The sequence below is a fragment of the Paraburkholderia sp. Cpub6 genome (assembly GCF_014201065.1).
Taxonomy (GTDB): domain Bacteria; phylum Pseudomonadota; class Gammaproteobacteria; order Burkholderiales; family Burkholderiaceae; genus Paraburkholderia; species Paraburkholderia tuberum.
In genome coordinates, this window is record NZ_JACHDM010000052.1 from 1 (window position 1) to 14,688 (window position 14,688).

Sequence of the window (14,688 nt, forward strand, 5' to 3'; positions counted from 1 at the left end):
ATCATGGTTGAATCGCAGCGCTGCATCGGCGCGAAGACCAGTACCGAGCTGCGCTACTACCTGAGCTCGTCAGCCGGCAGCCCCGAGCGGGTGGCTCGCCCCTGCCAATCCGGCTAAACAGCCAGACGACGTCAGTCTGCCGCTACGACGTGCAGCAATTCATAGCCGAAACGGTCCAGTTTACGCGCCCCCATGCCCGGAATCCCGCGCAGATCGTCGATCGAATCGGGGCCGAGACGGGCGATTTCCGCGAGCGTCGCGTCATGGAAAATCACATAAGCCGGCACTCCGTCGCTCTTCGCGGTTTCTGTGCGCCACATGCGTAGACGCTCCCAGCGGGCCCGCTCGCGAGGGCCCATGCCAATGGTCGGATCGGCGCGCTCGCTCGTACGACCCGACGATTGACGCGTGCGTGTCGGCTTGACGTAGCGACGCATCGTCACCTTCTGCTCGCCCTTGAGCACCGGCTTGCTCGCCTCCGTCAGCACGAGCGAACCGAAGCCCTCGTGGTCGACCGTCAGGTAACCGAACGCGACGAGTTGGCGAAAGATCGCACGCCACTCCGGCTCACCGAGCGCCGCGCCGATACCGAACGTGGTCAGCTTCTCGTGGCCACGCTGCAGGATTTTTTCGCTGCGGTTGCCACGCAAAATATCTATCAGGTGTCCGGCTCCGAAATGAAAGCCGCTCGCACGCTGCGCGCGAAACACGCACGACAGCGCCATCTGGGCCTCGCGCGTTGCATCCCAGGTCGGCGGCGGCTCGAGGCAGTTGTCGCAGTTGCCGCACGGCTGGCTCGTTTCGCCGAAGTACGCGAGCAGGCGCACCCGCCGGCAAGTCGCCGTTTCGCACAAACCGAGCAGCGCATCGAGCTTGCCGGTCTGGACCCGCTTGTGCGCATCGTCTGCTTCGGATTCGTCGATCATCTTGCGCTGCTGCACGACGTCGCCGAGCCCGTAGGCCATCCACGCGTTCGACGGCAGTCCGTCGCGGCCCGCGCGGCCGGTCTCCTGGTAGTACCCTTCCACGCTCTTGGGCAAATCCAGATGCGCGACGAACCGCACGTCGGGTTTGTCGATGCCCATGCCGAACGCAATCGTCGCGCACATCACGATGCCTTCCTCGCGCTGGAACATCTCCTGATGTTTCTGGCGCACCTCGAACTCCATGCCGGCGTGGTACGGCAGCGCGCGCATGCCCTTTTCCTTCAGCCACTCCGCGGTTTCCTCGACCTTGCGGCGCGACAGGCAATAAACGACGCCCGCGTCGGTCGTACCGTCGGCTTTCGTATGCTCAGCGCGGATGAAGTCGAGCAGTTGCGTGCGCGCGTTGTCTTTTTCGGCGATGCGATAGCGGATGTTCGGCCGATCGAAACTCGACACGAACACGCGCGCATCTTCGAGCGCGAGACGGTGGATGATTTCGTCGCGCGTGATCGCGTCGGCGGTCGCCGTCAGCGCGATGCGCGGGACATTCGGAAAGCGCTCGTGCAGCACCGACAGCTGAATATATTCGGGCCGGAAATCGTGTCCCCATTGCGACACGCAGTGCGCTTCGTCGATCGCGAAAAGACCGATGCGCGTGCGTTCGAGCAGTTCCTGGAAGCGCGGCGTCATCAGCCGCTCCGGTGCGACGTAGAGCAGATCGATGTCGCCGTCGCGGAGCGCCCGCTCGGTGGCCACCGCCTCCGCGCTCGACAACGTTGAGTTCAGGTACGCGGCCCGCACGCCGACTTCGGTCAGCGCGGCCACCTGATCCTGCATCAGCGCGATCAGTGGCGACACCACGATGCCGGTGCCAAAGCCGCATTCGCGCCGCACCAGCGACGGGATCTGATAGCACAGCGATTTGCCGCCGCCCGTCGGCATCAGCACAAGGCAATCGCCACCGTCGGCGACGTGCTCGACAATTTCGCCCTGCTGCCCTCTGAACGCGGGATAACCAAAGACTTCATTGAGGATTTCGAGCGGTCGGGACATGTATTTGAGAGAGACGGCGAAAGGAACGGCACGCAGGCGGTGAGACGAATTTTACCAACCCATTCGTGCCGCGCCCGCGCTTTGCGACAACGTTAGCCATCGGGCCTAGGACTGCTCCGGCACGTGGCACCCATGCACGCGCAAAAAGAGCAAAAAAAAACCGCTCAGTCGAAACTGAGCGGCCTTCGTGGCTCGTGAGGCAAGGCGGCTTGCGCCGCCAGCACTTACTCGCCCGAGTGTTGCTGTTCGGCAGCCGGCGTTTCCGGCGTACCGAATTCGAACGACTCTTCCGCTGCGATCTGATCGAAACGCTCGCGGTCGGCCAGTTCCTTGCTCTTGCGCGCCTTGTGGAACGCGAGACCCGTACCGGCCGGAATCAGGCGGCCGACGATCACGTTTTCCTTCAGGCCACGCAGGTCGTCGCGCTTGCCCATGATCGCCGCTTCGGTCAGCACGCGGGTCGTTTCCTGGAACGACGCCGCGGAGATGAACGAATCGGTCGACAGCGACGCCTTCGTGATACCGAGCAGCACGTTTTCGTACGTTGCCGGACGCTTGTCTTCCGCGATCATACGGTCGTTCTCGTCGAGCATGTCCGACCGCTCGACCTGTTCGCCCGGGATGAAACGCGTGTCGCCGTTGTCCGAAATCTGCACGCGGCGCAGCATCTGACGCACGATCACTTCGATGTGCTTGTCGTTGATCTTCACGCCTTGCAGACGGTACACGTCCTGCACTTCGTCCACGATGTAGCGCGACAGCGCCTCGACGCCCTGCAGACGCAGGATGTCGTGCGGATCCGCCGGTCCGTCGACGATCATTTCGCCCTTGTTGACGACCTGACCATCGTGCACCAGAACCTGCTTTTCCTTCGCGATCAGGAACTCGTGCTGGTTGCCCTCGAGGTCCGTGATAACGAGACGCTGCTTGCCCTTCGTGTCCTTACCGAACGACGTCGTACCCGTGACTTCCGCCAGGATGCCCGCGTCCTTCGGCGAACGTGCTTCGAACAGTTCCGCCACACGCGGCAGACCACCGGTAATGTCACGCGTCTTCTGCGATTCGGTCGGGATACGTGCGAGCACTTCGCCGACCTGCACCTGCTGACCGTCCTTCACGGTGATCAGCGCGCCGACCTGGAAGCCGATCTGCACCGAGTGCTCGGTGTTCGGGATCTTCACTTCCTCGCCGTTCGCATCGAGCAGCTTGACCTGCGGACGCACCGTCTTCGACGCCTGCGAACCACGACGCTTCACGTCGATCACGACGAGCGTGGACAGACCCGTCACGTCGTCGATCTGTTTCGCGACCGTCACGCCTTCCTCGACGTTCTCGAACTTCACCGTACCACCGTACTCGGTGATGATCGGACGCGTCATCGGATCCCACGTGGCCAGTTGCGTGCCAGCCTTGATCTGCGCACCGTCGAGCTGCAGCAGCGTGGCGCCGTACGGCACCTTGTGACGCTCGCGCTCGCGGCCGTGATCGTCGGTGATCATCGCTTCACCCGAACGCGAGATGACGATCTGCTCGCCCTTCGCATTCGTGACGTAACGCATCGTCGACGTGAAACGCACCGTACCGTTCGACTTCGCTTCGACCGACGATGCCACCGCCGCACGCGACGCCGCGCCACCGATGTGGAACGTACGCATCGTGAGCTGCGTGCCCGGTTCACCGATTGACTGCGCCGCGATCACGCCGACCGCTTCACCGACGTTCACCATCGAGCCGCGGCCGAGGTCGCGACCGTAGCAGGCCGCGCACAGACCGTAGCGCGTTTCGCAGGTCAGCGGCGTGCGCACGCGCACTTCGTCGATGCCGAGGCGTTCGATGTCTTCGACCGCGTCTTCGTCGAGCAGTGTGCCCGCTTCGAACAGCGTTTCCTGCGATTCCGGGTTGACGATGTCAGCCACGGCCACGCGACCCAGGATACGGTCACGCAGCGCTTCGACCACTTCACCGCCTTCCACGAGCGCCTTCATCGCCACGCCGTTCGACGTGCCGCAATCCTCCTCGACGACGACCAGATCCTGCGTCACGTCGACGAGACGACGCGTCAGGTAACCCGAGTTCGCGGTCTTCAGTGCCGTATCAGCCAGACCCTTACGTGCACCGTGGGTCGAGATGAAGTACTGCAACACGTTCAGACCTTCGCGGAAGTTCGCCGTAATCGGCGTCTCGATGATCGAGCCGTCCGGCTTCGCCATCAGACCGCGCATACCGGCCAGCTGACGGATCTGAACCGCGGAACCACGAGCGCCTGAGTCCGCCATCATGTAGATGGAGTTGAACGACTCCTGACGCGTCTGGTTGCCGTCGCGGTCCGTGACCGGTTCCGTCGACAGCTGCTCCATCATTGCCTTGCCGACCGCTTCCGACGTCGCCGACCAGATGTCGACCACGTTGTTGTAGCGCTCCTGCGCAGTGACGAGACCCGACATGTACTGACGGTCGTATTCCTTCACCTTCTTCGCGGCGTCGCCAACGATGGTTTCCTTCTGCGGCGGTACGAGCATGTCGTCGACGCAAATCGAAATACCAGCGCGCGTTGCCAGACGGAAGCCCGACTGCATCAGTTGGTCGGCGAAAATCACCGTCTCACGCAGACCGCACTTGCGGAACGCGGTGTTGATCAGACGCGAGATTTCCTTCTTCTTCAGCGGCTTGTTCAGCACCGAGAACGGCAGACCCGGCGGCAGGATTTCCGACAGGATCGAGCGGCCAACCGTGGTCGCATACAGCGTGATCTTCGGTACGAACGCCGGCGCGCCTTCCGACTTGTCTTCGTTGTGGACCATTTCGGTGATCCGCACGTTGACGCGCGAGGCCAGTTCGACTTCCTTGTTCTCGTACGCGCGCAGCACTTCCGACACGCCCGTGAACGTCAGGCCTTCGCCCTTGCCGTTCACCGCTTCACGCGTCGCGTAGTACAGGCCGAGCACGATATCCTGCGACGGCACGATCGACGGATCGCCGTTAGCCGGGAACAGTACGTTGTTCGACGCGAGCATCAGCGTGCGCGCCTCCATCTGCGCTTCGAGCGACAGCGGCACGTGAACGGCCATCTGGTCACCGTCGAAGTCGGCGTTGAACGCCGCGCAAACGAGCGGATGCAGCTGGATTGCCTTACCTTCGATCAGCACCGGCTCGAAAGCCTGGATGCCGAGACGGTGCAGCGTCGGCGCACGGTTCAGCATGACCGGATGTTCGCGGATCACCTCTTCGAGGATGTCCCACACCACCGGTGTCTGGTTCTCGACCTCCTTCTTCGCAGCCTTGATGGTGGTAGCGACACCCATCACTTCGAGCTTGTTGAAGATGAACGGCTTGAACAGTTCGAGCGCCATCAGCTTCGGCAGACCGCACTGATGCAGCTTCAGCGTCGGGCCGACCACGATCACCGAACGGCCCGAGTAGTCGACACGCTTACCGAGCAGGTTCTGACGGAAGCGACCGCCCTTACCCTTGATCATGTCCGCGAGCGACTTCAGCGGACGCTTGTTCGCACCGGTCATCGCCTTGCCGCGACGGCCGTTGTCGAGCAGCGAGTCGACGGCTTCCTGCAGCATCCGCTTTTCGTTGCGGACGATGATTTCAGGCGCCTTCAGCTCGAGCAAACGCTTCAACCGGTTGTTACGGTTGATCACGCGGCGATACAGGTCGTTCAGGTCCGACGTCGCGAAACGGCCGCCGTCGAGCGGGACGAGCGGACGCAGTTCCGGCGGCAGCACCGGCAGCACTTCGAGGACCATCCAGTCCGGCTTGATGCCCGAACGCTGGAACGCCTCGAGCACTTTCAGGCGCTTCGCGTACTTCTTGATCTTCGCTTCCGAGCCGGTGTTCTTGAGCTCCGTGCGCAGCAGCTCGACCTGCTCGTCGATGTTGATCGCGCGCAGCAGTTCGCGAATACCTTCCGCGCCCATCTCGGCACGGAATTCGTCGCCGTATTCCTCGACCTTGTTGTAGTAATCCTCTTCGGTCATGATCTGCCGCGCTTTGAGCGGCGTCATGCCCGGATCGATCACCACGTATGCTTCGAAGTACAGCACGCGCTCGATGTCGCGCAGCGTCATGTCGAGCACCATGCCCAGACGCGACGGCAGCGACTTCAGGAACCAGATGTGCGCGACCGGCGAGGCCAGCTCAATGTGGCCCATTCGCTCACGACGCACCTTCGCGAGCGTCACTTCGACGCCGCACTTCTCGCAGATCACGCCGCGGTGCTTCAGGCGCTTGTACTTGCCGCAAAGGCATTCGTAGTCCTTGATCGGACCGAAAATCTTCGCGCAGAACAGACCATCGCGCTCCGGCTTGAACGTGCGGTAGTTGATGGTTTCCGGCTTCTTGACTTCACCGAACGACCACGAACGGATCTTGTCCGGCGAGGCCAGACCGATCTTGATCGCGTCAAAAACTTCAGGTTGTTGGACTTGCTTGAATAGATCGAGCAAAGCTTTCATCGCTTCTCTCCAGTAGTCCGATTAGTTCCGGTCCAGGTCGATGTCGATACCCAGCGACCGGATTTCCTTCACCAACACGTTGAACGACTCAGGCATGCCGGCATCGATCACGTGATCGCCCTTGACCAGGTTCTCGTAAACCTTGGTCCGGCCCGTCACGTCGTCCGACTTCACCGTCAGCATTTCCTGCAGCACGTACGATGCGCCGTACGCTTCGAGCGCCCACACTTCCATTTCACCGAAACGCTGGCCACCGAACTGCGCCTTACCGCCCAACGGCTGCTGCGTGACGAGCGAGTACGGGCCCGTGGAACGCGCGTGCATCTTGTCGTCGACCAGGTGGTGCAGCTTCAGGTAGTGCATGTAGCCGACCGTCACCGTACGTTCGAACATCTCGCCCGTGCGACCGTCGAACAGACGCACCTGGTTCTTCGACGGCGTCATGCCGAGGTTTTCAGCGATGTCGTCCGGGAACGCCAGATCCAGCGCGCGGGACATTTCTTCTTCCGTCGCACCGTCGAACACCGGCGTTGCGAACGGCACGCCTTCGCGCAGGTTCTTCGCCAGTTCGAGGATTTCGTCGTCGCTGAAGCTGTCCAGCTCTTCGGCGCGGCCCGATTCGTTGTAGATCTTGATCAGGAATTCGCGCAGTTCAGCGATCTTCGCCTGACGCTGCAGCATTTCGCCGATACGCCAGCCGAGACCCTTCGCGGCCCAACCCAGATGCACTTCGAGAACCTGACCCACGTTCATCCGCGACGGCACGCCGAGCGGGTTCAGAACGACGTCAGCCGGACGGCCGTCGGCCATGTACGGCATGTCTTCGATCGGCACGATCTTCGACACGACACCCTTGTTACCGTGACGGCCTGCCATCTTGTCGCCAGGCTGCAGACGGCGCTTCACCGCCAGATACACCTTGACCATCTTCAGCACGCCCGGCGGCAGTTCGTCGCCTTGCGTGAGCTTCTTGCGCTTCTCTTCGAACGCGAGGTCGAACTGGTGACGCTTCTCTTCGATCGAGTTCTTGATCGCTTCGAGCTGGGCCGCTGCTTCTTCATCCGCGAGCCGGATGTCGAACCAGTGGTAGTGGTCCAGATCTTCGAGGTAAGCGCGCTCGATCTTCGTGCCCTTCGCGAGCTTCTTCGGACCGCCATTCGCGACCTTGCCTTCGAGCATGCGCGCGAGACGCTGGAACGCATCACCTTCCACGATACGCAGCTGGTCGTTCAGGTCGAGACGATAGCGCTTCAGTTCATCGTCGATGATCTGTTGCGCGCGCTTGTCGCGCTGGATGCCTTCACGCGTGAATACCTGCACGTCGATCACGGTGCCGCTCATGCCCGACGGCACGCGCAGCGACGTGTCTTTCACGTCCGACGCCTTCTCACCGAAGATCGCGCGCAGCAGCTTTTCTTCCGGCGTCAGCTGCGTTTCGCCCTTCGGCGTGACCTTGCCGACCAGCACGTCGCCCGCTTCGACTTCCGCGCCGATGTACACGATGCCCGACTCGTCGAGACGGCCAAGCTGCACTTCGGCGAGATTCGAGATGTCGCGCGTGATTTCTTCCGGTCCGAGCTTCGTGTCGCGTGCAACGACGTTCAGTTCTTCGATGTGAATCGACGTGTAACGGTCGTCCGCAACGACCTTCTCCGAAATCAGGATGGAGTCTTCGAAGTTGTAGCCGTTCCATGGCATGAACGCGATCAGCATGTTCTGGCCGAGCGCGAGCTCGCCCAGATCGGTCGATGCACCGTCCGCCAGCACGTCGCCGCGCGCAACCTTGTCGCCCATCTTCACGATCGGACGCTGGTTGATGTTCGTGTTCTGGTTCGAACGCGTGTACTTGATCAGATTGTAGATGTCGACGCCGACTTCACCCGCGACCGCTTCGTCGTCGTTCACGCGAATCACGATACGGCCCGCGTCGACGTAATCGACCACACCGCCACGCAGTGCCTGAACCGTCGTGCCCGAGTCGACCGCCACGGTGCGTTCGATGCCCGTACCGACGACCGGCTTTTCCGGACGCAGACACGGGACGGCCTGACGCTGCATGTTCGAGCCCATCAATGCGCGGTTCGCGTCGTCGTGCTCGAGGAACGGAATCAGCGAAGCTGCGACCGACACGATCTGCGACGGCGCCACGTCCATGTACTGAATGCGGTCCGGCGTGACCATCAGCGTTTCGCCCGCTTCACGCGACGACACGAGTTCGTCGGTCAGCGTGCGGTCGTCGGCCACCGCCGCGTTCGCCTGAGCGATCACGTAACGGCCTTCTTCGATCGCCGACAGATAGTCAATCTGGTCGGTCACCTTGCCGTCCGCCACCTTGCGATACGGCGTTTCGAGGAAGCCGTATTCGTTCAGGTGCGCGTACAGAGCGAGCGAGTTGATCAGACCGATGTTCGGACCTTCCGGCGTTTCAATCGGGCACACACGGCCGTAGTGAGTTGGGTGCACGTCGCGGACTTCGAAGCCTGCGCGCTCACGAGTCAGACCGCCCGGGCCTAGTGCAGAAACACGACGCTTGTGCGTGATTTCCGACAGCGGATTGGTCTGGTCCATGAACTGCGACAGCTGCGACGACCCGAAGAACTCGCGAATCGCCGACGAGATCGGTTTCGAGTTGATCAGGTCGTGCGGCATCAAGTTTTCGCTTTCGGCCTGGCCGAGGCGTTCCTTCACAGCACGTTCGACACGCACGAGGCCCGCGCGGAACTGGTTCTCAGCGAGTTCGCCGACGCAGCGCACACGACGGTTGCCGAGGTGGTCGATGTCGTCCACTTCGCCCTTGCCGTTGCGCAGCTCGACGAGGATCTTGATCGTCGCGAGAATGTCGTCGTCCTGCAGCGTCATCGGACCGACGATTTCATCACGGCCGACGCGCCGATTGAACTTCATACGACCCACCTTCGACAGGTCGTACGCTTCTTCGCTGTAGAACAGACGGTTGAACAGTGCCTCGACCGCTTCTTCGGTCGGCGGCTCGCCCGGACGCATCATGCGGTAGATCGCGATACGTGCGGCCATCTTGTCGGCCGTTTCGTCGATACGCAGCGTCGACGAGATGTACGGACCCTGGTCCAGATCGTTCGTGTAGAGCGTCTGGATGTCCTTGATCTTCGCTTCGCGCAGCTTCTCGAGCACCGATTCGGTAATTTCGTCGTTGGCGTTCGCGATGACTTCACCCGTATCGCCGTCGATCACGTTCTTCGCGAGCACGCGGCCGAGCAGATAATCTTCCGGCACCGAGATGAACTTGGTCTTCGCGTTATCGAGGTCGCGAATGTGCTTGGCGTTGATCCGCTTGTCCTTCTGGACGATCACGTTGCCATCGCGGTCCGTGATATCGAAGCGCGCGACTTCACCGCGCAAACGCTCCGGCACGAATTCCATCTGCGCGCCTTCCGGCATCAGCGTGAAATTGTCGAACACGAAGAAGTTTGCGAGGATCTGCTCCGGCGTCAGGCCGATTGCCTTTAGCAGGATCGTAACCGGCATCTTACGACGACGGTCGACGCGGAAGTACAGCACGTCCTTCGGGTCGAACTCGAAGTCGAGCCACGAGCCACGGTAGGGAATGATACGTGCCGAAAACAGAAGCTTGCCCGAGCTGTGCGTCTTGCCCTTGTCGTGTTCGAAGAAAACACCCGGCGAACGGTGCAACTGCGAAACGATCACACGTTCCGTGCCGTTGATGACGAACGAACCGGTCGGCGTCATGAGCGGGATTTCGCCCATGTATACTTCCTGTTCCTTCACTTCTTTGACGACCGGCTTGCTCGGTGATTCTTTGTCGAGCAGCACCAGACGCACCTTGGCGCGCAGCGCCGAGCAGTACGTCAGACCGCGCTGCTGGCATTCCTTGATGTTGAATGCCGGCGGCGACAGCATGTAGCTGACGAACTCAAGACGCGCGAAGCCGTTGTGCGAAACGATCGGAAAAACGGAAGTAAACGCGGCCTGCAAGCCTTCCGGCTTGCGTTGCGTAGATGACGTATCTGCTTGCAGAAACGTGCTGAATGATTCAAGCTGGGTAGCCAGCAGGAAAGGTACTTGGTGAACGATGGGGCGCTTCGCAAAACTCTTGCGAATACGCTTCTTCTCGGTGAAGGAATATTGCATACGATCTCCGAATCACGGCGGGCATAGTTGTCGAGGCAGGATACCTTGATGAGACAACCCGAGTGTTCACCGACTGAGACCCGATGGCCGTCCGATGGCTTGAACGAGCCTAGAAGCTTGGTGGTTGGCCGCTACCAACCGCTGGCTGACGGCAGCGGATGCCTGTGTTGCCCGCTACCCGACCAAACTTGCCTTCTGCAGTCGCTTCAGAAGACAAAGAGAAATGCCGGTCAAAATTACCGTGGGCGTTTTTCTTTGGCTTCTGGGAATCACATTCCTGCCGGCATACGCCCGCAAAAACGCGTCCTCCACAAAGCACAAAAAGGCCGGCGGTGAAAAACCGCCAGCCTTCGCACAGCGCGTTGAAGCTTACTTGATTTCAACCTTCGCGCCGGCTTCTTCCAGCTTCTTCTTGGCTTCTTCAGCAGCAGCCTTGGGCACCGCTTCCTTAACGGGCTTCGGTGCACCGTCGACCAGATCCTTCGCTTCCTTCAGGCCGAGACCCGTCAGTTCGCGAACAGCCTTAATGACCGAAACCTTGTTTGCACCGGTTTCGGCCAAGATGACCGTGAATTCGGTCTGCTCTTCAGCAGCAGCAGCGCCGCCTGCTGCACCTGCCGGGCCAGCCACTGCAACAGCAGCTGCCGAGACGCCAAACTTTTCTTCGAACGCCTTGACCAGTTCGTTCAGTTCCAGAACCGACATCGAGCCTACGGCTTCGAGGATGTCTTCTTTTGCGATTGCCATTTGAAATACTCCTAAATTGAATTCGGATACAGCCAGCGATCAATCACGCTCGACTGAAGTGCATTACGCAGCGGCTTCTTCGCCTTGCTTCTTTTCTGCCAGCGCGGCCAGAGCGCGCGCGAAGCCAGAAACAGGTGCCTGCATAACGTACAACAGCTTGGAGAGCAGTTCTTCGCGGCTCGGGATGCTTGCCAGCGCTTGCACGCCAGCCTTGTCCATCACCTTGCCTTCGTAGGAACCAGCCTTGATGACCAACTTGTCATTGCTCTTGCTGAAGTCATTGACGACCTTAGCAGCAGCAATCGCATCTTCCGAGATGCCGTAGATCAGGGGGCCAGTCATCTGCTCTGCCAGCGGAGCAAACGGGGTACCCTCGACGGCGCGACGCGCCAGCGTGTTCTTCAACACGCGAAGGTAAACCTGTTGCTCACGCGCTTTCGCGCGCAGCTTGGTCAGATCGCCAACCGCGATTCCACGATACTCAGCCAGAACCACGGTCTGAGCTTTCGCGACTTGCGCGGCAACCTCAGCGACGACGGCCTGCTTGCTTTCTTTGTTTAGTGGCACGGTTAACCTCCAGATTCGATACACGCAGCGTGCGCCTTGTGTACCGCATTCAATAACGGCGTCCGACCAGTCAGGAGTATTTCGACCGTCAAAAATCCGTATCGCTACAGACATCCAACGGCTTCATCACTACAAAACCTTTTCGGGTTCGCCATCTGCGTTGGCTTTACATTAAGGACCCGCCTACTTGCTGCGTGCCCACCAACGGTCTTTGACAACCGGTCGCGCGATGCAGACTGCCACCTCGCAACCGCCCAAAGCCCTTAAAAGCCGCCCCAACTCGCGCTGGAGCGGCGAAATTCATTACTGGGCAGCGATCGACGTCTGGTCGACACGAACACCAACACCCATCGTGCTCGACAGAGCGACCTTGCGCAGATACACGCCCTTGCTCGTTGCCGGCTTCGCCTTCTGCAGCGCTTCGATCAGCGCATTCAGGTTGTTGCGCAGTGCTGCCGGTTCAAACGAAGCACGGCCGATCGTTGCGTGGATAATGCCGGCCTTGTCGACACGGAATTGCACCTGACCAGCCTTGGCGTTCTTGACCGCGGTCGCGACGTCCGGCGTGACCGTGCCAACCTTCGGGTTCGGCATCAGGCCACGCGGGCCGAGAATCTGCCCGAGCGTACCGACGATACGCATCGTGTCCGGCGAAGCGATCACGATGTCGAAGTTCAGGTTCCCGGCCTTGACCTGTTCGGCCAGGTCCTCCATACCGACGACGTCAGCACCAGCGGCACGAGCCTGCTCAGCCTTTTCGCCCTGCGCGAACACAGCGACGCGGACCGACTTACCGGTACCAGCGGGCAGCACGACCGAGCCGCGAACCACTTGATCCGACTTCTTTGCGTCAATGCCGAGTTGCACGGCGACGTCGATCGACTCGTCGAACTTCGCGCTTGCGCATTCCTTCACGAGCGACAGAGCGTCTTCGATCGGGTACAGCTTCTGACGATCCACTTTGGCTGCAAATGCTTGCAGACGCTTCGAAAGCTTAGCCATTTACACGCCCTCCACGGTGATGCCCATCGAGCGGGCGCTACCAGCGATCGTACGAACCGCTGCGTCCAGATCAGCAGCCGTCAGATCGGGCATCTTGGTCTTGGCGATATCTTCAGCTTGAGCGCGGGTGATCTTGCCGACCTTGTCGGTATGCGGCTTGCTCGAACCCTTGTCGAGCTTCGCTGCCTTCTTGATCAGAACCGTAGCCGGCGGCGTCTTCAGAACGAACGTGAAGCTCTTGTCCGCGAATGCCGTGATCACGACAGGAATCGGCAGACCCGGTTCCATCGCTTGAGTCTGCGCGTTGAACGCCTTGCAGAACTCCATGATGTTCAGGCCGCGCTGACCCAGTGCCGGACCAACCGGCGGCGACGGGTTGGCTTTACCTGCAGGAATCTGCAGCTTGATAAAGCCGATAATTTTCTTTGCCATTTCGAGAACCTCTGTGGAACGCCGTCTTACGGGCGGACGCTCAGTGAGTAGTAGCGCGTGTTCGCCGACAAACTGGCTAGTTACGCTCCTCAACGGCCATTACGCGGACCGTAAGCGCGAAATACGGAACGCACCTAACGGTGCGTTCCGTAAAATCTAGACTACAACTTTTCGACTTGGCCGAATTCCAACTCGACCGGCGTTGCGCGGCCGAAGATTGTAACGGAAACACGGACTCGCGACTTTTCGTAGTTCACTTCTTCGACGCTGCCGTTGAAATCTGTGAACGGGCCTTCTTTCACGCGCACCATCTCGCCTACCTCAAACAGGGTCTTCGGACGCGGCTTCTCCACGCCCTCCTGCATCTGCGACATGATCTTTTCAACTTCCCGAGGGGAGATCGGGCTCGGCCGATTACGCGCCCCGCCGACGAAGCCGGTCACCTTCGCCGTATTTTTCACGAGGTGCCACGTTTCGTCTGTCATTTCCATTTCGACTAAAACATAGCCCGGGAAGAAACGACGTTCGGTTACTGATTTGTGACCGCCCTTTACCTCAACAACCTCTTCCGTTGGAACGAGGATCTGGCCGAACTGATCCTGCATACCAGCCCGCTCGATGCGCTCCTGAAGCGCTCGTTGCACGCTCTTCTCCATACCGGAATATGCGTGCACTACGTACCAACGTTTGCCGCTCGGGGATGCCGGAGTATCACTCATATCATTTCCAACCCAGAATCGCCGAGAAAATCGCCCACTCAATGGATTTATCACAAACCCAGAGGAAGATAGCCATCACGACTACGAAGCCGAAGACCACGAGTGTTGTTTGGGTCGCCTCTTTGCGACTTGGCCAAACTACCTTGCGGACCTCTTTGTATGAGTCATTGGCGAAAGCGATGAAACCCTTGCCAGGCGCCGAGAGAAGACCGACTGCGACACCCGCGATCGCACCAACAGCCAAGGCGGCTCCGCGGATGTACCATTCCTGGCCATTAAGCCAGAAGAACCCCACGAACCCGGCCAAGACCAGCAACACACCTGCGATCAACATCAACTTGTCGCCGGATGTATTTACAGTTTCGACGGAAGGATTCGCCATAACACCTTAACAAGCGCCACTACGGCGCGATAGTTGGCAGGGGCAGAGGGAATCGAACCCCCAACCTTCGGTTTTGGAGACCGACGCTCTGCCAGTTGAGCTATACCCCTAAACCATTTGGGGTTGACGACACCGCCAACCCCGATACAACCGATTATCGAGAACTCTCTGGCGTTACTCGATGATCTTGGCGACGACACCAGCGCCGACCGTACGGCCACCTTCGCGAATTGCGAAGCGCAGACCTTCTTCCATCGCGATCGGGTTGA

At 60.2% G+C, this 14,688-nt stretch carries 9 protein-coding genes, 1 tRNA gene and 1 pseudogene; all 11 read right to left on the reverse strand.

Translation table 11 applies throughout. The features are described from left to right. Positions 1–131 precede the first annotated feature (131 nt). Complete coding sequence (gene recQ, locus HDG33_RS35730) at positions 132–1,979, reverse strand: DNA helicase RecQ (protein WP_184040832.1); 1,848 nt, start codon at positions 1,977–1,979, stop codon at positions 132–134. A 224-nt stretch (positions 1,980–2,203) separates the two neighbouring features. Beyond that, positions 2,204–6,442: a DNA-directed RNA polymerase subunit beta' gene (rpoC, locus tag HDG33_RS35735; RefSeq protein ID WP_184040835.1), complete on the reverse strand. Its 4,239-nt coding sequence runs from the start codon at positions 6,440–6,442 to the stop codon at positions 2,204–2,206. Between the two features lie 21 nt (positions 6,443–6,463). After that, positions 6,464–10,570, reverse strand: coding sequence for a DNA-directed RNA polymerase subunit beta (gene rpoB / locus HDG33_RS35740; protein ID WP_184040838.1), 4,107 nt, complete (start codon positions 10,568–10,570; stop codon positions 6,464–6,466). Positions 10,571–10,939: 369 nt separating this feature from the next. After that, positions 10,940–11,317 (reverse strand): 50S ribosomal protein L7/L12, encoded by a 378-nt coding sequence (gene rplL / locus HDG33_RS35745; protein ID WP_018420143.1) that lies wholly within the window; start codon positions 11,315–11,317, stop codon positions 10,940–10,942. A gap of 63 nt (positions 11,318–11,380) precedes the next feature. Then, on the reverse strand, positions 11,381–11,884 hold the full coding sequence (rplJ, locus tag HDG33_RS35750) for a 50S ribosomal protein L10 (RefSeq protein ID WP_062129470.1): 504 nt from the start codon (positions 11,882–11,884) through the stop codon (positions 11,381–11,383). A gap of 303 nt (positions 11,885–12,187) precedes the next feature. After that, a complete protein-coding gene (gene rplA, locus HDG33_RS35755) occupies positions 12,188–12,886 on the reverse strand; it encodes a 50S ribosomal protein L1 (protein WP_090802175.1) in 699 nt (232 codons plus the stop codon). Beyond that, on the reverse strand, positions 12,887–13,318 hold the full coding sequence (rplK, locus tag HDG33_RS35760) for a 50S ribosomal protein L11 (RefSeq protein WP_008922976.1): 432 nt from the start codon (positions 13,316–13,318) through the stop codon (positions 12,887–12,889). A 161-nt stretch (positions 13,319–13,479) separates the two neighbouring features. Next, entirely contained in the window at positions 13,480–14,037 is a 558-nt protein-coding gene (gene nusG / locus HDG33_RS35765; protein WP_075303275.1) for a transcription termination/antitermination protein NusG, read from the reverse strand. A 1-nt stretch (position 14,038) separates the two neighbouring features. Then, on the reverse strand, positions 14,039–14,419 hold the full coding sequence (gene secE / locus HDG33_RS35770; RefSeq protein ID WP_184040841.1) for a preprotein translocase subunit SecE: 381 nt from the start codon (positions 14,417–14,419) through the stop codon (positions 14,039–14,041). A 34-nt stretch (positions 14,420–14,453) separates the two neighbouring features. After that, positions 14,454–14,529: transfer RNA gene (locus tag HDG33_RS35775), tRNA-Trp, on the reverse strand. Positions 14,530–14,593: 64 nt separating this feature from the next. Beyond that, positions 14,594–14,688, reverse strand: a pseudogene (locus tag HDG33_RS35780) (elongation factor Tu); the annotation flags it as partial.

Excerpts from the sequence above, each read along its gene's own strand:
- rpoB (WP_184040838.1), bottom strand. The coding sequence starts at position 10,570 with ATGCAATATTCCTTCACCGAGAAGAAGCGTATTCGCAAGAGTTTTGCG.
- recQ (WP_184040832.1), bottom strand. The coding sequence starts at position 1,979 with ATGTCCCGACCGCTCGAAATCCTCAATGAAGTCTTTGGTTATCCCGCG.
- rpoC (WP_184040835.1), bottom strand. The coding sequence starts at position 6,442 with ATGAAAGCTTTGCTCGATCTATTCAAGCAAGTCCAACAACCTGAAGTT.
- secE (WP_184040841.1), bottom strand. The coding sequence starts at position 14,419 with ATGGCGAATCCTTCCGTCGAAACTGTAAATACATCCGGCGACAAGTTG.
- nusG (WP_075303275.1), bottom strand. The coding sequence starts at position 14,037 with ATGAGTGATACTCCGGCATCCCCGAGCGGCAAACGTTGGTACGTAGTG.
- rplA (WP_090802175.1), bottom strand. The coding sequence starts at position 12,886 with ATGGCTAAGCTTTCGAAGCGTCTGCAAGCATTTGCAGCCAAAGTGGAT.
- rplK (WP_008922976.1), bottom strand. The coding sequence starts at position 13,318 with ATGGCAAAGAAAATTATCGGCTTTATCAAGCTGCAGATTCCTGCAGGT.
- rplL (WP_018420143.1), bottom strand. The coding sequence starts at position 11,317 with ATGGCAATCGCAAAAGAAGACATCCTCGAAGCCGTAGGCTCGATGTCG.